Consider the following 18572-nt stretch of genomic DNA (forward strand, 5'->3'; position numbering starts at 1 on the left):
TTTTATAATATATTTTTTATTTATTTTTAATTTTTAGTATTCCTTTTTTATTATAAATATTTTTAAATTATTATATTTTTTATATATTTAATATTTATATTTATAATATACGCCCTGTTTTGTATTTCTTCTTTTTAATTCGTTGGAAACTTCATTTAATATCTTTAATCTGTGTAAGTTCCATTCAGGAGATACTTTTATTTCATCGGGGGTTTTATCTTTTGATAACCTTTGAATAAGCACATAAGGGGATAAATGTTCTAAAAAATCACATACAAGTTTTACATATTGTTTTTCATCAAGGGTTTTATACTCTCCTCTCCAATAGAGCTCCTCCAATTCAGTATTTTGAATTACAACTAAGGGGTATATTTTCAGTGCATCAATTTCCAAGTCGGATAATATTTGTGCAGTTTTTATCATATCGTCCCATGTTTCATTTGGAAGTCCTAAAATCACATGACCACATACAAAAATATTTCTCTTTTTGCAATTATTTATTGCCTTAATAGTATCGGATACATTATGTCTTCTGTTCAGAAAATCCAAGGTTCTCTGATGCATGGATTGGATTCCCAAATCAATCCATATCTCATAACCTTCATTTACATAATCCTCCAAAATATCTAATTTTTCATCTTCAAGACAATCAGGTCGAGTTCCTATGGATAACCCAATTACATCGGGATAAGACAATGCAAAATCCCAGAGCTCCTTTAATCTTTCAGGAGTGCCATGGGTATTAGTTCCAGGATAAAAATATATATAAAATTTCTCAATGCCTTTGTTTTTCTGTTTTTCTATCTGTTTTTCTATCTGTTCCTTTAATGTATATTTCACATTACAATATTTAACGCTTATAGGCCTTCCCATCTTTGGGCAGAATATACAGCCCTTTGTATCGAGAGTGCCATCCTTATTTGGACATGAAAATCCTGCATCAACAGGTATTTTAAAGGTTTTATAGGGTTTTGCCTTTTTTAAATATAATCCATACTGTGCTATGGTAAATCCCTTCAAATAGATACTATCAATAATATTTTTATCGATAGGTTTAACAATATTATTATTTTTAGAAGATATCTTATTGCAATCTATACTTTTTATATTAGTATTAATTTTATTAATATCAATTTTAGCATCCTTTTCATACTTGGTTTTAGGTTTTATTGCCATGAGCTCACCATTTAATATTAAATTATTTTATTGTTATACACTCATCGAATTATAAAATATTTTAAATAAATTAAATAAAATAGACTAATTAATTAAATTAATAAAATTAATAAACTAATTAATGAATTATAATGAATATAATGAATAATCATGATTATTATTTTATGGCATTATAATTATATCTATTAGAATATAAATGTGAAGTATTGGTATTAATGATTAAGTATTAATTATTATTGATATTATATTATGTGGTTATGAAGAATATATGGTTAAAATAGCTTGAAGTTAGCAATACCATTATAAAATATAAAGATATTCATAATTATAAATTATAATTATAATTCTTATAATTTTGAATACATTGGAGCGTGGAATAATGGAATTACATATAGATGAAAAAAAACTCTTAAAAATATTTCAAGATAGTGGAAAAGAGGAATTTAATGTTAAAGAATTGGCAGAAAATGAATTGATGGGCTCAGAAACAAAGGTTATGAGAACTGCATTATGGCTGTCTGGAAAAGGATTGGTAGAAATTATTGAAAATAAGAAAGAATATATTAAATTAACAGAAAGAGGAGAAAAAGCCCTAAATGAAGGTTTTCCAGAACGAAAAATTGCAAATTATTTAAAAGAAAAAGGTATAAATTCAATACCCATTAAGGATTTAAATAAAATTTTGGATAAATCCGAAATAAGCCCCGCATTAGGTAATTTAAAGAAAAAAAAGATTGCAAGGATTGATAAAGGAAATATTGTTATAGATGATTTAGACTATGTGGATGAAGAGGAGGAGCTCCTAAAAAAGATAAAAACAAACAATAATTTAAAAGAATATAATAATGTAGATAATAAAAAAGCCATTGATAATCTAAAAAAAAGAGGATTTATTGAGATTGAAGAAGATATCGATAGAATAATTAAATTGACAGAAAAAGGAAAAGAATTTATAAAAAATCCAATTGAAATAAAGGAGGAAATCTCACAATTAACAAGAGAACATATTATCAGTGGAAAATGGAAAGAATATCATATAAGACCTTATGATGTCAATATTCCAACAGAAGATATATATCCCGCTAAATTACACCCTATGACAAGGGTGATACATGAAGTTAAGGATATTTTAATTGGAATGGGCTTTAAGGAAGTAAAAAATCCTATTGTTGAAACAGAATTTTGGAATTTTGATGTATTATTTGAACCACAAGACCATCCAGCAAGAGATATGCAAGATACATTCTTTTTAAGATATCCAAATAAGGGAGATGTCCCATCTGAGCTCCTAAAAAAAGTTAAGGAGATGCATGAAAAAGGAATATTTAACGGTGAAAAGATTTCTAAGGGATGGAATTATAAATTTGATGAAAATATATCAAAAAGAACGGTTTTAAGAACCCATACAACCGTTTCATCCATAAAATATTTGGCTTCACTATCTGATGAGGAAAAAAATGGAGCTCATAAAGTATTTTGCATAGATAGAGTATTTAGAAACGAGGCTATTGACTATAAGCATCTACCTGAATTCTACCAATGTGAAGGAATAATTATGGACGAAGATGTTAATTTTGATAATCTAATGGGCATTTTGATAGAGTTTTTAAAAAGGTTAGGATTTGATAAGGTTAGAGTAAGACCTTCATACTTCCCATTCACAGAACCTTCATTGGAAGCAGAGGTTTATTTAGAAGGAAAAGGATGGCTTGAACTTTTAGGTGCTGGAATGTTTAGACCTGAGGTGCTTAAACCTATTGGAATAGAAAAACCCGTTTTAGCGTGGGGCATTGGATTGAGTAGGTTAGCTATGCTTAGATTGGGATTAAATGATATAAGGGAGCTCCATAGAAATGAACTAAACTGGCTTAAAAAAGTTAAATATAGGGCAAATATCTAATAAATTAATAAAATAATAAAAAACTGATAAAATAATAAAATAGTAAATAAAATAGTAATAAATTAATAAAATAATTAAAAATATTTAATAAAAATAAATTAGAATAATTAATAAAAGAAGTAGTAAATAGTAAATACACATAAAGTGAAATTATGAAAATTGAAGATTCGATAAAGCGCGCCTATGAAGAATCATGTCATGGAAATAGAATGGGGGACAAAAAAGAAGAGGTTGAATTAATCAGACAAACAATACTAAATGCTAAAAATATTGTTATTGCAACAAACAATCCAAAAAAATTTAAAGTAGTAAAGGATATTCTCTTAGAGATATTGGATAAAGAAAAAAACAACAATATATCTGTATCAAAAATAGACCTACACACAGAAGTTTCAGATTTAACAAGAATGCCTGTATTAAATAAGGGATTAATTGCCGTAGATATTTCAAACGCAGATATTGTTATTGCAAGAGGTAGGTTAGGAGTCCCGGGTTCTGGTTCAATGCTATTAATCATGGATAATAAAGGAAGAATATTAACTGGTTCATTATCTCCACCATCGGTTATCCATAAAAGAAATATTGAAGATACTGTAAAAAGTGAATTAATAGATGCACTAAAAAGGATAGGGATTAGATAGTAATAGATAGTAATTGGTGATATTATGAAATATGGTATAACAGAAACCGTAAAAACCATAAAATCAAAAATAAAAGTTAAAGATATTATTTACGATATAGTAGAAAAGAAGACAAACGCTATAAAATATTTCTTAGAAGGGCAGGAATTCAATCAAACAATTGTTTTTGGAGCTTATTTATGCGGAAATTATATGGCACATGCACTGTTAAAAGATTCTGATGAGGTAATTCTTGTAGATGTTTATCCGCATTTAAAAGACATGATAGTTAGTGAAAAAATAACCTTTATGGATTCAAACAAATTCAATTTAGCATTGAGAAATGGGAAACTAAATCCTGATTTAATTGTTGATATAACTGGAATTGGTGGTATAAGTCCTGAAATTTTATCAAAATTTAATCCCGAGGTTCTTATCGTAGAAAATCCAAAATGCACATACGATAAGGATATTTTTGAAATAGATAATTCTATGGATAGATTAAACACTGGCAAAAAAAGAGGTTTGTTGAATACTTTTAGGTCATCAAAGGTTTCAAAAACTTCTGGAACTATGACCTTAACTATCGACACTGTGCTTGATTCCTGTGCTGAAATAAAGGAGCTCGATGGTGTGCTTTATGCATTACCTAATTTAAAGTATTATGAGGGCATATTATTCCATGAAAAAGATGCTAAAAAGTTTATAGGTGAGGTAAATGCACCTGCAATAACTGTAAGTTGTTTGGATGAATACATTATCCCAGAAATAGATAGGATATTATCAAAAAATATGGAGAAAATCAATTCATTTGTAGTAAAAGCAAAATAATAATATAATAATAAAAAATAAAATAAAAATAATAAAATATTTTTTAATATATGATTATTTATTCCTTTTCAAATATATATTCAAATGCAACCTTTAAAAATCTCAAAATTCACTTCGTGAATTCGAAGCGAATCCTTTGGATTCGCTGACTTACAAAACCTTGAAAAGGTTTTGTCAAGTTATACGATGCCGTAGGCAGTAAAAAAATCCGTAGGATTTTTTCTGATTTCTCGCTATCGCTCGAAAGGTTGCTATCGAAAGTCCAATACTCACTATCGTTCGTATTAGAACCTAAATTAAACCATTTTTATTCCTTTTCAAATATATATTTAAACACAGCCTTTTGAGCATGTAATCGGTTTTCAGCTTCATCATAAACAACGGATTGTTTTCCATCGATTACATCATCGGTTATTTCCATCCCTCTATTTGCAGGAAGACAGTGCATTACAATGGCATTATTTTTTGCATAACTTAACAGTTTTTCGTTTATTTGGTAAGGGGGGAATATCTTATTTACTTCATCCAAATCTTTATTTTTATCACTCATACTTATCCAAACATCTGTATATAGCACATCTGCATCTTCTGCTCCTTCTTTTGGGTCATTTGTTAGTGTTATGCTACCTTCTCCATATTTATCCACTATTTCCAGTGCCTTTTTTACAAACATTGCATTTGGCTCATAACCTTTTGGTGTAGCAGCATATACATCCATTCCAAGTAGAGCTCCCCCAATCAATAATGAATTACATACATTATTTCCATCACCAAAGTATGATAATTTAAGACCTTTTAATTTGTTTTTATGCTCTTTTATTGTTAATATATCTGCCAATATCTGACAAGGATGTGCTAAATTACTTAATGCATTAATTACTGGAACATTACCGTATTTTGCCAGTTCTTCAAGTGTTTTATGGTTTTTAACTCTTGCAACAATTCCATCAACATACCTACTCATTACCCTTGCAGTATCTTTTATGCTCTCTTTTTTTCCCAAGTGGGTTTCCCCTGTATTTAGCATTAAAGAATGTCCCCCTAACTCATTTACTGCAATATCAAAGCTTATTCTTGTTCTTGTTGAGGGGCTTTCAAATATCAATGCTATATTTTTGTCCTTCAATATATCCATGGTTTTCCTGTTCTGCTTAAAATAAATAGCATCTTTAATAATATTTTCAACATCGTTTCTTTCTAAATCTCCCAAAGTCAATAAATGCATATTATCACCAATATAACATAAATAAACATAAATCACATGAAATAAATTTTATAAAATTATTATATAAAGTCAAGAATATAAAATTAAAATATTTGAGATTAAATTTTTAATTATATTATTATATTTAAAACTTGTTAATTATATAACCACATATCATTAATTAGGTATATTATTTTTAATTTTCAAAAATATATTTAATTTATTGGAATAATTATATGGAATACGCTTCCACTACCTAATTTACTCTCTACCCATATAGTTCCTCCATGGGTTTCTATAATGCTTTTGCATACTGCCAAACCCAATCCAGAACCTCCTTTTATTCGTTTTTCAGGGGAATCCACCTGATAAAATCTGTCAAATATTCTATCCAAATCTTTCTTAGGAATACCCGGGCCATTATCTATAATTTTTATATGGACAGAATTACCCTCTTTTAATGCCTGAATTTCTACTTTTCCATTTACTGGCGAAAATTTTATGGCATTTTCAATTAGGTTGGTTAAAACCTGAGTTATTCTGTCTTTATCCCCTTTCATAATTATATCATTTATTTTATAGATTATATTAATATTTTTTTCATCCGCAAGTGGTTTTAAGGTATCAACAACATTTTCTACGAGCTCCTTTAAATTTATTTCTTCCATATGCATTTCTAACTCTCCATGCTCTATTTTTGATAAATCAAGCATGTTATCTATCAATCTCTTTAATCTATCAATATTTTTATTTGCAATTTCAAGACATTTTTTCTGACTTTCAGTTATTGCCCCCATCGTTCCATCTAACACGAGCTCTACATATCCTTTTATTGATGTTAATGGTGTTCTTAACTCGTGGGATACTATTGCTACGATGTCTGATTTTAGTTTATCCAATTCTTTAAGTTCATTATATGATTTTTCTAATTCTTCTGCCTGTTTTTTCAACTTCTCGTTAGATTTTCTTATCTCATCAGCCATTTTATTAAATGCCTTAGCCAATTCTCCAAATTCATCGTTTGTATTTACATTAACTCTAAAATTATAATTTCCCTTACCTATTGTCCTTGCTCCTTTTTTTAACTCTTTTAGTGGTTTTGTAATCTTATCATTTATTACAAAAGATACCATTAAAGCTATTAATAACCCCAATATTCCGACTCCAAATATCGAGTTTTTAATACTATTTTGAAGAGCTATAAATGGTTTTTCAGGCATTCCCACATATAACATTCCAATAATTTTACCATCGCTATTTTTTATAGGCGTATATGCAGTTATATACCAGTTATTAACAACAAAAGCCTTTCCATAATAGGTTTCTCCTTTTTTTATAACTTTGTTATATACTTCCTCTGAAACAAAAGTTCCTATTGCCCGTTTGTTATCCTCTTTAACATTTGTGGATATTCTAAGACCATCCAAAAATATTGTTGCAGTATCTTTTGTATCCCTCTTTATTTTATCGACAAGATAATTGTCTTTATTTAGAACCTTTGATACTATTAAAGCTCCAATAATATGTCCATTTTCATCTTTTATTGGGTTAATGGATACCAATGCAAGGGCTTTTTCCACAGATTTGTTTTTAACTGAATTATTTGTAATTAAGTTTCCTGAACTTTTATAATTTTTCGATTCAATAATTTCTATTCTTGTTTTATTTTCAAGATTTTCTTTTTTTATGATATCTTCATTTAGTAGTTCAATAGAAGATATACTTTTTCCGTTAAGTGCTTTTTTTACAAGTGGTAGGAGCTCGGTATCATTTGATATATTACTGTTTGACCTTACCACAACCTGTCCTTTACTGTTAAATATTGTTGTGAAATCTGCATTTCCCGATTTTTTTGTTAGCAGAGCTATTTCCTTTAATTTTGAAATATTATCATTTTTAAGAGCGTTTATGGTATCTTTTGAATTAGAGGCATATTTGCATACAGTAGATAATTTGTCGTTTTGGTCTTCCATAAAGCCCTCAGCAGTGGATAAATCAGAGTTTATTTTTTCCTGAGCCTGTTCATCCATGGTTTTTGTTATGGTATTTATGGATACAATACCTAAAATTAATATAGGTATTAATGCAACAACTATTGAATAAATCGTCAATTTAGTTCCAAATTTTTTTATACTGGGTAATTTGCCCATATTTACACCTAATATCATATATTTGTATATTTAATACTACACATATTTATATGTTTTTAATGAGATTAATAATATTTTTTAATAAATATTTTTAATAATTAATAAATATTTTTCATGTTTATATCATTTATTAGGGTGTTCTCCTAAAACTTTATTTATAATATTTAGTAGTTCCTTTTTTTCAAAGGGTTTTACGATATAACCATCTACATGTTTTTTTACTCCCGTTTCTATGTCTTTTTTCTGAGCAAGTGCGGTTAATGCTATTACTGGCGTGTTTTTCCACTTGTCTCTTGACCTTATAATATCTAAAACATCCCAACCACTCATTCCAGGCATCATTATGTCGAGTAATACTAAATCGGGTTTATTTTCCATCAATTTTATGGCTTCATGACCATCGGATGCTGTTAAAACATCGTGATTATTTACTTCCAATATTATTTTTACAAGATTTAATATATCCTCATTGTCTTCAACTACAAGAATTTTAGCCATATTATCACAATTTTATTTTTTATTTTTTATTTTTCTTTTTTACTTTATTTTAATTTAATTTTTTATCATTATTTTTTATTTTTTATTTTTTAATAAAAGTATTAACGAAATTTTTTGAGAATATCCAATTATACATAGTAGGCTATGGTTAAAATTTATTATAAATATTCATAAATATTATTATAATAGATATAATAAAATATAATCATATTATTAGGTATAAGTATAACTATGAGATTAATCAGTATCATAATATTGTTTAATTACATAATATTGTTAATTCTATAACTTACACTTAATTTTACTTAATTTTCTAAAATTTTACTTTATAATTATTTATTATAGGTCTGTATTAATTATACAATATATTTAAAAGATTAAATTTATTTATCTAAATACGATACGGCGGTGTTAATGTGAGATTCATAGAGTTTGGACAGGGATTTTCCGATGATGACAACCCATTAAAAGCAGGAGCTCATGCTACATCGAATGCATTGAAACAGTTAAAATATTCAGAACGCCCAAATGTTATTTTTTTATTTTCTTCTCCTGATTATGATCCCGAAGAAATATTAAACGGAGTAAAACTTATAACCAATACTAAAACACCGATTGTAGGAGGAAGTTCCAGATTTCAAATTGTAAATAATGAACTATTAAAAAATGGAGTAGGGGTAGGCATCCTATCTTCAAAATATATTAATGTTGGAGTTGGAGTAGGTTTGGGGGTCTCTATAAATCCCAAAGAGTCTGGGAAAAAAGCCATCAGCGATGCGATGAAAAACCTTAGCATGGTTCCAAAATTCGTTATGGTATTTATAGATTATTGTAAATTTGAAGAAGAGGTTTTAAAAGGAATAACAGAGGTATTGGGCATTACAATTCCGATATTTGGTGGAACTACCACCGACAATTTTGAATTTAAAAAAACTTACCAATATTGCAATGATGTTTATTTTGATAGTGTAGTTTGTGTGGCATTTGGTGGAGATATTTTACCTAAAATGGCTTATGGAAATTATTCAGAGTCCAATAAACAATCCAAGCCATATAAACCATATATATATAATGACATTGAAGAAACTAAAACTGTGATAACAGAAACAAATAAACGATATATATACAAGTTAAACAGTATAAATGCACTCGATTATTATAAAAACATTTCAAAATTTAACGGTTCTTATGAGGAGCTCCAAAAAGATAGGCAATTTTATTTATCCCATGCATTCGGTCTTTTAAATGCAAATGGTGAAATAATTTTAAAGGGACCCATATCTATAAAAAATGGAGTTTTAATATGCGGTTCTAATGTTATTGAAAGAAATGAATTAAAAATGGTCAATATAACCAACGAAAAAATTAAAGAATTGTTTAGGAGCTCTACAAATTTACTAATTAATACCACTCCAAAATATGAATCTCCATTAACATTCTGCTGTTCATCTACATATTTGCCTGAAATATCAGAAGAATCTGTAAAAGATAGTTTGAAATCTTGTCCCTTAAATCTTTTTGGATTTTCAACCTATGGTGAGATAACTTTAAGAGATTATATGAATTATACAGTATCAATGTGTTCCATAGTCCCTGATTTAGCTTCTATTAGTGCAAAGGATGGAATTCACATGGTTACAAAGTATCCTGCTACAAAGGAAACTATATTAAAAATAAACGAAATGGGTGGGGAAGTTAAAATAGAAGAGCTCGCAAGGGCTTTAAATATTCATAGAAGAACGGCTTATGATAGGATAGAACCCCTTCTTCAATATGGATTTGTTGAAAAGGAACATGCACTTATAAAAATAACAGATTTTGGAAGATTATTATTAAAACTTTGGATATAATTTTTTAAATTCTATTATGTTATACTTCTTATTTTTCATTATATTTTATATAATTTTATTATTTTTATTACTTAATTCATTTTTATCCATAAATATAACATTAATACTGTTCAATAAATTGACTTCCTCTTCTGTTAGGGTTTCCTCTTTGACACCATCTCCAATTATAGCACTATGCCCAAGTGGGTCTTCAATTATGAGTGTTGCAGTTTCTTTACCATTTTTGATATCTTCAATTTTTTCCATTATTTCTTCTGCTTTTTTCTTTTCCTCATTAGTTTCTGTCCACTTAATCAGGGTTTTTAGGGAATCTTCAAGACGATTTAATACCCCTTCAACATTTGAAATATAGCCCTGTGAAGCAGGGCCTGGTTTAACCTCAAAACCCAATTCTGGTATTTTTATATAACCTGTGGAGCTTTTTATAACCCTTTTATTTAGGTCTTCTTCCCCACATATTTTTAAAATAAACCTTTTTGGTTCTTTAACCTCCACAGGCAGTATATCACTTTTTCTATATTTACATTTATCACATATCATAGTAGTTTCAATAACCTTGCCAAAATATGGAATATCCAATTCATTTGTTATAATTTTCAATGAATTTTTAGCACCACATATGGGACAGTCTATGACATTTACAGATTTAGTTTCCATGTTTTCACCAATATTCATTATAATATGTTATTTTTGTAAAAATTATTATCTATATTCTACTATATATTTTACCATATTATTTTACCATATTTTACTTAAATTATTTTATAACTTATTTATTAATTATAAACTGTTAATTATAATATATTATTATAATATATTATTTAGATATTCTCATTAATTCCAAATAATTCTAATTAGCGTATTTTATTTTTTATACGGGCTTAGAAATTTAGAAGTTTTGGAAATTTTTTATAATATATATAATTTTTGATTTGATTGTAGGGAAAAATTATATATATATCATCCGTCAAGAATAATATTATTCTTATGAAATAGATAATTATTGAATATGATATATATCGGAAGTATAATTCCTATGTGAAATAACCTTGAATATTCTTGAATATATCTCTAAATTTCTTATGTGAAGGGACATTATGTACAAAAAGCTTGATATTATAGAACATGCCATTTTACTGAACCCTAAATATATCAAAATATTCCGTAATAAATTAAAAATAACTCAGTCAAAACTTGCTGAGGAAAGTGGTGTTAGTCAGTCCCATTTGAGCATGCTTGAAAAAGGAAAAAGAGAAGCTACGAAATCTCATGCTGCGGCAATAACTTTGGGGTTGTTAAAATGCAGTGATATATGGGATAAAGAGAATCCAATTCTATATCTATTGGATATCCTATCATTGACAAAACTTGAATCTACAATTGTTAAACTTGTTAAGGAGCTCCTATCTAAAAATAGCACACATAAAAGATACATTGAAGGATACCCAGTTTTCATTGTTGATAGGGATTCATTTACCGAGTATATTAAAAAAAATCTTAAAGTAATCACTATTGAAAATGTGGAATTTTTTAGGGGAAGAATAAAGGTTAAAGGTATATATTCAGATAATAGGGATGTTTGCATATTCTTGGATTGTTCCGATATTAGACGATTGGAAACTAAAATTTCCAAAGTCCTTGGAAAAAAACAATTATCCAGATATTTCCAAAAGAAGAGATGCCACCAATTTACTCCATTAAAAAAGATGGTATTGTAATACACTGTTGGTAATAAGTAAAATAAAAAATAAATCCAATAAAAATAATAAATTAATAGTAATAAATTAATAATAAAATCAAAAAATTATAATAAATTAATAAGGTTAATAATATTTTGAATTTATAAATGGCTCTAATATTGGTGATATTATGAATTCATTATTAATTTATTTGTATAGTAGCTCAGTGATTTCTTCACTAATCATCGGAGCTCTGATAAGATTACCTTTAAAACCAGATATGGATTCTTTTGAAGGTAATGTTCTATTCCCAAATATATTTGTTGCTTTGGGATTAACGGCAATTACCAACTTCTTATTCAATATAAATATGGATATTATTTCATACCTGATTGCAGGTATTGTAATTGGCATAATTTCTGCTTTATTTTCAAAATATGCAAATAGGATATTCCCAGGTGTTGATTATGCTACTCATTGAGGTTGTGAAGTTGATTATTGCATCTGTAATATGTTGGATAAATTTTGTAATAGTGGATACATACTTTGGATTGCCAAAAAAACCCGGTGTATCTGGTGCTGATGTAATTGGAAAAAAGATAGACAAAATTGGAGGAAATATTAATGGAGGGTATTTCATGGGAAATATAGTATGTTCGCCTGATGCCTCAGCTGGAACATTGATGGCCTCTATATTTTACTATGTAATGGGTTTTGAAGGCGGCCTTATAGCTGCACTTTTGGTATTTATAGGTAATAGGTTATGTAATGACCCAGGTTATGCTGGAACCATTGGAACCATAACTGCAACAATCTTGATATACCTATGTAGTGGCTTTATAGAACCCCAATATTTCATAGCTGGAATGGTAATTGCAATATTTACTATTCAAGGATTCTACCATACCTATGCCTCCAAAATATTGGGAAGTATAGCAAAAAAGATGGGGAGGATATAAATGGATATTGTAACATTGTCAATAGGTATTGTCGCCGTTATTGTAGGATTGAGGGTATTCCTAACAAGAAGTAGGGCTCTGAAACTACCATACATATGTTGCCTAAACTTCTGCATAGCGGCATTAATTGTGCTATATGTAAAAAGCCCAATGGGTGCTATTGCAGCAATAGTGTATTTTATATTCTCCACGGTATCAAGTAATGCCATAGCCCACACAATTGGTGAAATGAAGAAAATTGAAAAGGTATCAAAATAAAATAAAGAAAATAAAAAGAAATAAAGATAAAACAGGTGATTAAATGGATATTTTACCATTAGTATCCATATTATGCTGTATCCTTGGTGGAATTGGTGTAATTTTGCACACCGATTATATAAATAAGATTATCATGTTTGCATTCTTGGAAGCTGGATTAACGGGATTAATCGTTTCGTTTTATTATCTGGATGTAGCCATGATTTCGTCAATATTGGAACCCATAGGAACAATCATATTATTATTGGGTGCTTTAAAATACTACCATACCCAAAAAACCAAGAAAAAATACAGTTCAGAAGTTCCAATACTTGCAAGATAAATATGAGGCAATGGTGAATATTATGAATCTAATCATATTGACAACATACATTGGTTATTTTCTACTAATAGTAGGAACAATTGGTGCAATATTTGGTCCAATGGTTGATGACCCATTTAAAAGGCTATTAAACATGGAAGTGCCTTCAATGGGGGTATCATTAATCTTCTTGGCATACAATGAAACGCTTGCACTTATGACTTATCTCGCAGTAAATGCCATACTTATGCTTGTGTTAGTTAGGGCAATTATCAAAAATGAGGAAATGGAGGAGTAATATGAGAAAACTCAGTAAAATATGGAATTACATGTCAAAACCTGAGGTAGTTCCAAGGTTATTTGCAGGATTCCTATGTTTGGTATTATTTGTTGAGTTTTTTGCCCCTACAACATTTAATGGAAACCAACTCTATCCAAAAGATGTTCCACAGGGTCAAATATTCAAAACTCCACTTGCTCCCTATGATAGAGGAGGAGCTCCCCTTAAAAAAGCCGCAGATATTAAAACTCAATACCCACAATTTGAACCAATAAGAGGAAAAATAACGGCATATTTAACTCCAATATCAATATGGATTAGTGAAAAAACTCCCTACTTTGGAACAACCATAGTTTCTACCCCTGGGGGCATATTGGATGAGATATTATACTATACGCGAGGATTTGACACGGTGCTTGAATCTACCACATTGTTAATTTCATTTATAATATTTAGCTGGATATACCTCAATAGAGATGAGGTGAAATAATGGATATTGTAAGTTATTTATTCAATAAAACTGTTGTTTCAGGATTTATAATTGGGATATTGTCATTGTATGCAATATCTCGTCAAAAATCCGATATACACATGCTTTTATTAACAGACCTTGTGGAATGTGCCATGCTTGTGGTGATAGCTGCTGTTGGAACAGACCTTGCAGAGGCACTTGTACTTCCAGGGTTGGTTGTTAGTATGGCAGAGCTCTTGGCAGTTTCAGAGGTGCTTGTTCTTAGAAATGAAATGAGGGCTAATAATTATAACAAACATAAAAAATCAAAACTTCTTGAAGAATTTATTGTAAAGGAGATACCCCATTGTAAAGATATTAAATTTGGTAAAATGGAGGTGTTATCTAGTGCTCCAAGATTTATGGCATTTATATTGGTAATATACGGTGCATTATTAACTGGATTTACTGGGGGTGCAGTAATGGCAAGCGGTTTGCTGTTTTACCTCTTATCACTTGGAGCCACAGGGAATGGAATATCGTTGAATAATATAAAACATACATGGGAATCAATTTCTGGATTTTCAGGTATTATGTGGGCATTCTGGATATTATTTGGATTTATAGGATTCTTCCTATTTCCTCAAAAATACCTATATTTTCTATTGATAGCAGGATGTGCATTGGCATTGAAAGTTGGTTCTAAACTTGGATTGATTGGTGACATTCTGAAATAAAGTTAATAAAATAACTAAAATAACTGAAAATAAATAAAATATGGGCAAATAGGATAAAATATGGTGATGTTATGTTAATAGACCCAATCACAGGGAATTTCTATGGGTATGTGCCTTTCGGGGATATTGTATTCTATTTAACGGATTTTTCAGTAATAGCATTTCTTGTTGCATTGTTCTTTACATTGGTGGTGTATCTTACAAAACCCGAAAAGCAGTTGGAAGCTCAGATAAATGACTTTGGCGATAAGTTTAATACAGTATCTTTAAAAGAATTAAAGATAAGACGATTAATGGCTATTATTTGTGGGATAAGCACAGCATTTGCCATGCTAACGGGGGATATATTTGACTATGCCTTATTTCTTGCGGTAATAGGTATTGCCAACATAGGTATAGTTTCAGCAGTTAAGAAGGAATGGGTGCTAAATGCAGCATACCAATATGGAATAATTGCAATGATTTCATCCCTTCCATTATTTGGAGCTGCGGGATTAATATTGGCAAAAACTGGGACTTTATCAATATTTGAACTATCCAAGACAGCCCATGATATATTCTATCAAAAAGTAATTTATGCCATGGGAATGGTTGGTGAAACAGGTATAGCTCCATTTTATGCTGCAAAGGCTGAGATGTTCAGAGCTCCGGGAGCTCCATATATATTAATGATACATCTTTCATCACTGCTTATAATTATAAGAACCGCTGAAATATTGCTATCTATCCATTAAAGGCTTATAATCTTTAATTAATATAAATTTATTATCAATTAAGATATATCAAATTATTAATTTATTGTTTAACCATTATTATATTCTAAAATAAAAGAGCGTGATTATATGACGCCAGAAAAAAAGAGTGGAGTAATTTCATTGATTATAGGATTAATTGGATATGTATATCTCATATTATGTTCAAATATATTTTTAATTTATATGGGAACTGCACTATTTACACCATTTATAATTTATGGATTTGGGATATTACTAAATCCAAATACTCGAAGAAAAGATGAAGGACAACTACCATTTAGAGGGTGGTAATTATGGAGATAATATCATCATTTGGACACATAACCGGAGCTCTCTCATATACATTATATGCTTTCTTAATTGGAGGATTGTTGCTTGGATTTCACAGAAAAATAACTGCAAGAGTGCAGGGAAGACCTGGACCTCCAATAATTCAGTATATAATAGACACATTTAAGTTCTACATTAAGGAAATTACATTTCCTATAACTGCTGGAAATCCGCTTTATTTATTTGTGGCATTGATGGATATCATGGTCTGGATGTCTGCATTATTTGTTGGAGTGGTATTTGAATACTCTTTATTGATATTAATTGGTTTATATGTTCTTCAAAAAATTGTTGAACACGGATGCGGGCTTAGTAGTGGTTCTCCTTATGGAAAACTTGGAGGGGTTAGAAGTGTATTCTCAGCAGCTGCCGAAGTTCCATTATTTGCAGTAATTGGAATAATCTATATATTGACCCATTCATTGATGATAAGCGATATAATAAACTATCAGGCTATAAATGGTCCAATATTATTTAAATTACCATTTGCAGCATTTGCATTCTTTATATTAATTGTTTCTAAGGCACCACATAGCCCATTTGGTATAGTTAAGGACAAATGTATTGTCAGCGGATATTCAACAGAACACTTTGGGACTCTTGAATCCATTATAATGATTGCAGAGGCAATAGCATGGTTTGTTCTACTTTGGCTATTTATAGCATTATTTATAGGTCCAGCATTGGTATCAAGTCCATTATTAACATTGGTTGGAATGGTGATTTTAACCTTTATCGTATCTATGATATGTGCTATAACACCACTATTAACACCAAACCACTCAGTTATGCTTCAAATACTGATTGCATCCCTAACTATGATAGATTTACTGTATAGGGTTATTCATTAGGTGATATTATGAGAAATTACATTTATCTATTGGCTATATCGTGCCTTACCATAGTGGGCGTCTTGATTTCAATAAATATATTTCAAATTAATATTATATCAGTAATTGGGCTTTTTATTGCAATATTTCTTGTAATAATAGCATTAGCCCTTAAACCAAAAAGTGCTGCTACTGCACATATTATGGAAAATTTAGAGTTAATATTTATGTTTTTGGTATTTGTAGGATTACTTTATTTAGGTTATTCAATGTATTCTGCAAATACCAACTTGTTATTATAAAATAAGGTGATTCTATGAATGAAGTGCCCTACAATATACTTTACAGTGTCATTTGCCTTGTAATTGGAGGATTTTTTGGGTTATCGTACAGTTATAAAAAATATCAAATGCCTTATGTGGAGAAAATTAGGGATAAATTTGCATTAATTTGTTCAATAATTGGAGGAATAATCTTCCTAATCGATTTACCATACCATATAAATTATCCAATCTCATGCCTTTTAATTGGAATTCCATTTGGAATGAGACCAGGATATGGAAATGCAGAGTTATATATTGGACTTATTATAGCATTTGCAGGATATTTAATTAAGATGTGTTTGTGGGGGTGATAATATGACGGATAATAGTAATAATGAGTATAATAAGGGACATATCAATGGAAATATTAATACAGAGGTATGTAACTCAGATAATTTAAAAAAAATAGATGAAATCCAATGTGAAGGAACTTTGGAGCAAAAATACAATATCATAAAGGACAACAGATACATAATGGAGGAAGTTATTGTCCCAATTTCAAATGCCTTAAAACTTCCAATGGAAGAGGTTATTGAAATATTTATAAAAAAGTATGATGGAACTGCACTGTATGAAACCCATGCCTTCGCTGAACAGGCAAGAATGGCATGTTTAGGAAGAAAAGTAGATATAGACTTAGGACTTTGCTGGATTTCTGATTTTTTTGATTTAATTTCAAGGGAAGACGCCGATTTAATAAGAAAAAAAGTGGTTGAAGATACACTGATGCACCATAAACCCTATAAGGAAGCATTGGAGATTGGTAGAAAATTGGTTATAGGCCTGTTAAAAGAAGAATAGTTAAAATAGGAGTTAAAATAGGCGTTAATTAATAATTATATAAATATTTAACAAGTATTTAATAATTATATATGGATAATGATTGGAGGAACATTATGATAAAAGAATTTTTCAGAAAGAGGTCCATAAATGTTTGTATCGTAAATACAGGAGGGTGTAATGGATGTGATATCGAGCTCGTAGCTACCCTTGCTCCAAGGTATGATATTGAACAGTATGGAATACATGTGCATAACAATCCAAGAGAAGCCGATATATTGGTTGTTACAGGACCTGTTACACTTCCTTGGAAAAATCGACTTAAAGAGATATATGAAAAAACACCAGAACCAAAAATTGTTATAGCTGTTGGAGCATGTGCTTTAAGCTGTGGCATATTTAAAGAAGGTCATGTTTGCGGTCCAGTGGATAAGATTATCCCGGTTAATGCAAAAGTTCCTGGATGTCCTCCAAGACCTGCTGAGATAATTGAAGCAGTATTAAAAGTAGCACCAGATGCCATTGCAGCAAAAGAAAAACTTCTTAAAAAACAGGAAAAAGAAAAAGCAGTTAAATCAGCATAATATGTATAATTAATATGCATATGCTATGAGTATCAAATAATTAATGAATTACATGATGATTTACTACTTAATATGA

23 protein-coding genes and 1 pseudogene are annotated in these 18572 nt (G+C 29.5%); 19 read left to right on the plus strand and 5 right to left on the minus strand.

The features are described from left to right. Positions 1–87 precede the first annotated feature (87 nt). Positions 88–1176, minus strand: a complete 1089-nt coding sequence (locus METOK_RS05275) for a TIGR01212 family radical SAM protein (RefSeq protein ID WP_013867185.1) — start codon at positions 1174–1176, stop codon at positions 88–90. A 379-nt stretch (positions 1177–1555) separates the two neighbouring features. Between METOK_RS05275 and pheS the strand changes: the two genes are divergently transcribed. From pheS to METOK_RS05290, 3 genes are all read left to right on the plus strand, one after another. Beyond that, the gene (pheS, locus tag METOK_RS05280) at positions 1556–3076 is read left to right on the plus strand and encodes a phenylalanine--tRNA ligase subunit alpha (RefSeq protein ID WP_013867186.1); all 1521 of its coding nucleotides are present in this window, start codon (positions 1556–1558) and stop codon (positions 3074–3076) included. Between the two features lie 152 nt (positions 3077–3228). Continuing rightward, complete coding sequence (locus tag METOK_RS05285; RefSeq protein ID WP_013867187.1) at positions 3229–3717, plus strand: FeGP cofactor biosynthesis guanylyltransferase HcgB family protein; 489 nt, start codon at positions 3229–3231, stop codon at positions 3715–3717. Between the two features lie 24 nt (positions 3718–3741). Next, positions 3742–4527, plus strand: a complete 786-nt coding sequence (locus METOK_RS05290) for a DUF1188 domain-containing protein (RefSeq protein ID WP_013867188.1) — start codon at positions 3742–3744, stop codon at positions 4525–4527. Between the two features lie 307 nt (positions 4528–4834). Here the strand turns inward: METOK_RS05290 and argF are convergent, their stop codons facing one another. From argF to METOK_RS05305, 3 genes are all read right to left on the minus strand, one after another. Beyond that, positions 4835–5752: an ornithine carbamoyltransferase gene (argF, locus tag METOK_RS05295; protein WP_048057901.1), complete on the minus strand. Its 918-nt coding sequence runs from the start codon at positions 5750–5752 to the stop codon at positions 4835–4837. A 194-nt stretch (positions 5753–5946) separates the two neighbouring features. After that, on the minus strand, positions 5947–7881 hold the full coding sequence (locus tag METOK_RS05300) for a cache domain-containing protein (protein ID WP_048057902.1): 1935 nt from the start codon (positions 7879–7881) through the stop codon (positions 5947–5949). A 123-nt stretch (positions 7882–8004) separates the two neighbouring features. Next, positions 8005–8379 (minus strand): response regulator, encoded by a 375-nt coding sequence (locus tag METOK_RS05305; RefSeq protein ID WP_013867191.1) that lies wholly within the window; start codon positions 8377–8379, stop codon positions 8005–8007. Positions 8380–8795: 416 nt separating this feature from the next. Here METOK_RS05305 and METOK_RS05310 point away from each other — a divergent pair, with 416 nt between their 5' ends. Next, positions 8796–10229, plus strand: coding sequence for an FIST N-terminal domain-containing protein (locus tag METOK_RS05310; protein ID WP_013867192.1), 1434 nt, complete (start codon positions 8796–8798; stop codon positions 10227–10229). Positions 10230–10274: 45 nt separating this feature from the next. Here the strand turns inward: METOK_RS05310 and METOK_RS05315 are convergent, their stop codons facing one another. Continuing rightward, on the minus strand, positions 10275–10886 hold the full coding sequence (locus METOK_RS05315; RefSeq protein WP_048057903.1) for a ZPR1 zinc finger domain-containing protein: 612 nt from the start codon (positions 10884–10886) through the stop codon (positions 10275–10277). Between the two features lie 440 nt (positions 10887–11326). On the opposite strand from METOK_RS05315, the pseudogene METOK_RS05320 reads away from it, so the two are divergent. From METOK_RS05320 to METOK_RS05390, 15 genes and pseudogenes are all read left to right on the plus strand, one after another. Then, a pseudogene (locus tag METOK_RS05320) lies at positions 11327–11961 on the plus strand (helix-turn-helix domain-containing protein). A 137-nt stretch (positions 11962–12098) separates the two neighbouring features. Beyond that, entirely contained in the window at positions 12099–12389 is a 291-nt protein-coding gene (gene ehaA, locus METOK_RS05325; RefSeq protein ID WP_013867195.1) for an energy-converting NiFe hydrogenase A subunit EhaA, read from the plus strand. Continuing rightward, a complete protein-coding gene (locus METOK_RS05330; RefSeq protein ID WP_013867196.1) occupies positions 12376–12867 on the plus strand; it encodes a hypothetical protein in 492 nt (163 codons plus the stop codon). The genes ehaA and METOK_RS05330 overlap by 14 nt, the downstream gene beginning before the upstream one ends. Beyond that, positions 12868–13125, plus strand: a complete 258-nt coding sequence (locus METOK_RS05335) for a DUF2109 domain-containing protein (protein WP_013867197.1) — start codon at positions 12868–12870, stop codon at positions 13123–13125. 43 nt (positions 13126–13168) lie between these two features. Next, the gene (locus METOK_RS05340; protein ID WP_013867198.1) at positions 13169–13447 is read left to right on the plus strand and encodes a DUF2108 domain-containing protein; all 279 of its coding nucleotides are present in this window, start codon (positions 13169–13171) and stop codon (positions 13445–13447) included. A 22-nt stretch (positions 13448–13469) separates the two neighbouring features. Continuing rightward, positions 13470–13724 (plus strand): EhaE family protein, encoded by a 255-nt coding sequence (locus METOK_RS05345; protein ID WP_048057904.1) that lies wholly within the window; start codon positions 13470–13472, stop codon positions 13722–13724. Position 13725: 1 nt separating this feature from the next. Further along, complete coding sequence (locus METOK_RS05350; RefSeq protein WP_013867200.1) at positions 13726–14196, plus strand: EhaF family protein; 471 nt, start codon at positions 13726–13728, stop codon at positions 14194–14196. Further along, positions 14196–14894, plus strand: coding sequence for an EhaG family protein (locus tag METOK_RS05355; RefSeq protein WP_013867201.1), 699 nt, complete (start codon positions 14196–14198; stop codon positions 14892–14894). Before METOK_RS05350 ends, METOK_RS05355 begins: the two co-directional genes overlap by 1 nt. Before the next feature lie 71 nt (positions 14895–14965). Next, entirely contained in the window at positions 14966–15628 is a 663-nt protein-coding gene (locus tag METOK_RS05360) for a membrane protein (protein WP_013867202.1), read from the plus strand. A 108-nt stretch (positions 15629–15736) separates the two neighbouring features. Further along, the gene (locus METOK_RS05365) at positions 15737–15940 is read left to right on the plus strand and encodes a hypothetical protein (RefSeq protein WP_013867203.1); all 204 of its coding nucleotides are present in this window, start codon (positions 15737–15739) and stop codon (positions 15938–15940) included. A gap of 2 nt (positions 15941–15942) precedes the next feature. Then, positions 15943–16830, plus strand: a complete 888-nt coding sequence (locus METOK_RS05370) for a respiratory chain complex I subunit 1 family protein (protein WP_013867204.1) — start codon at positions 15943–15945, stop codon at positions 16828–16830. An 8-nt stretch (positions 16831–16838) separates the two neighbouring features. Continuing rightward, positions 16839–17111 carry a hypothetical protein gene (locus METOK_RS05375; protein WP_013867205.1) on the plus strand — a complete coding sequence of 91 codons (273 nt, stop codon included), beginning with the start codon at positions 16839–16841 and terminating at the stop codon, positions 17109–17111. 14 nt (positions 17112–17125) lie between these two features. Next, a complete protein-coding gene (locus METOK_RS05380) occupies positions 17126–17443 on the plus strand; it encodes a DUF2104 domain-containing protein (protein WP_013867206.1) in 318 nt (105 codons plus the stop codon). Between the two features lie 4 nt (positions 17444–17447). Continuing rightward, positions 17448–17933, plus strand: a complete 486-nt coding sequence (locus METOK_RS05385) for a DUF1959 domain-containing protein (RefSeq protein WP_013867207.1) — start codon at positions 17448–17450, stop codon at positions 17931–17933. Positions 17934–18028: 95 nt separating this feature from the next. Continuing rightward, the gene (locus METOK_RS05390; RefSeq protein ID WP_013867208.1) at positions 18029–18496 is read left to right on the plus strand and encodes an NADH-quinone oxidoreductase subunit B family protein; all 468 of its coding nucleotides are present in this window, start codon (positions 18029–18031) and stop codon (positions 18494–18496) included. Positions 18497–18572: the final 76 nt, after the last annotated feature.

Origin of the sequence: Methanothermococcus okinawensis IH1 (genome assembly GCF_000179575.2) — an archaeon.
Taxonomy (GTDB): domain Archaea; phylum AGJL01; class Methanococci; order Methanococcales; family Methanococcaceae; genus Methanofervidicoccus; species Methanofervidicoccus okinawensis.

Bases quoted from the DNA above. Each gene is read 5' to 3' on its own strand.
- METOK_RS05350 (WP_013867200.1), top strand. From the start codon at position 13,726: ATGAGAAAACTCAGTAAAATATGGAATTACATGTCAAAACCTGAGGTA.
- METOK_RS05390 (WP_013867208.1), top strand. From the start codon at position 18,029: ATGATAAAAGAATTTTTCAGAAAGAGGTCCATAAATGTTTGTATCGTA.
- METOK_RS05330 (WP_013867196.1), top strand. From the start codon at position 12,376: ATGCTACTCATTGAGGTTGTGAAGTTGATTATTGCATCTGTAATATGT.
- METOK_RS05290 (WP_013867188.1), top strand. From the start codon at position 3,742: ATGAAATATGGTATAACAGAAACCGTAAAAACCATAAAATCAAAAATA.
- METOK_RS05375 (WP_013867205.1), top strand. From the start codon at position 16,839: ATGAGAAATTACATTTATCTATTGGCTATATCGTGCCTTACCATAGTG.
- METOK_RS05275 (WP_013867185.1), bottom strand. From the start codon at position 1,176: ATGGCAATAAAACCTAAAACCAAGTATGAAAAGGATGCTAAAATTGAT.
- METOK_RS05345 (WP_048057904.1), top strand. From the start codon at position 13,470: ATGAATCTAATCATATTGACAACATACATTGGTTATTTTCTACTAATA.
- pheS (WP_013867186.1), top strand. From the start codon at position 1,556: ATGGAATTACATATAGATGAAAAAAAACTCTTAAAAATATTTCAAGAT.
- METOK_RS05335 (WP_013867197.1), top strand. From the start codon at position 12,868: ATGGATATTGTAACATTGTCAATAGGTATTGTCGCCGTTATTGTAGGA.
- ehaA (WP_013867195.1), top strand. From the start codon at position 12,099: ATGAATTCATTATTAATTTATTTGTATAGTAGCTCAGTGATTTCTTCA.
- METOK_RS05385 (WP_013867207.1), top strand. From the start codon at position 17,448: ATGACGGATAATAGTAATAATGAGTATAATAAGGGACATATCAATGGA.
- METOK_RS05380 (WP_013867206.1), top strand. From the start codon at position 17,126: ATGAATGAAGTGCCCTACAATATACTTTACAGTGTCATTTGCCTTGTA.
- argF (WP_048057901.1), bottom strand. From the start codon at position 5,752: ATGCATTTATTGACTTTGGGAGATTTAGAAAGAAACGATGTTGAAAAT.
- METOK_RS05305 (WP_013867191.1), bottom strand. From the start codon at position 8,379: ATGGCTAAAATTCTTGTAGTTGAAGACAATGAGGATATATTAAATCTT.
- METOK_RS05360 (WP_013867202.1), top strand. From the start codon at position 14,966: ATGTTAATAGACCCAATCACAGGGAATTTCTATGGGTATGTGCCTTTC.
- METOK_RS05365 (WP_013867203.1), top strand. From the start codon at position 15,737: ATGACGCCAGAAAAAAAGAGTGGAGTAATTTCATTGATTATAGGATTA.
- METOK_RS05340 (WP_013867198.1), top strand. From the start codon at position 13,169: ATGGATATTTTACCATTAGTATCCATATTATGCTGTATCCTTGGTGGA.
- METOK_RS05355 (WP_013867201.1), top strand. From the start codon at position 14,196: ATGGATATTGTAAGTTATTTATTCAATAAAACTGTTGTTTCAGGATTT.
- METOK_RS05315 (WP_048057903.1), bottom strand. From the start codon at position 10,886: ATGGAAACTAAATCTGTAAATGTCATAGACTGTCCCATATGTGGTGCT.
- METOK_RS05285 (WP_013867187.1), top strand. From the start codon at position 3,229: ATGAAAATTGAAGATTCGATAAAGCGCGCCTATGAAGAATCATGTCAT.
- METOK_RS05370 (WP_013867204.1), top strand. From the start codon at position 15,943: ATGGAGATAATATCATCATTTGGACACATAACCGGAGCTCTCTCATAT.
- METOK_RS05300 (WP_048057902.1), bottom strand. From the start codon at position 7,881: ATGGGCAAATTACCCAGTATAAAAAAATTTGGAACTAAATTGACGATT.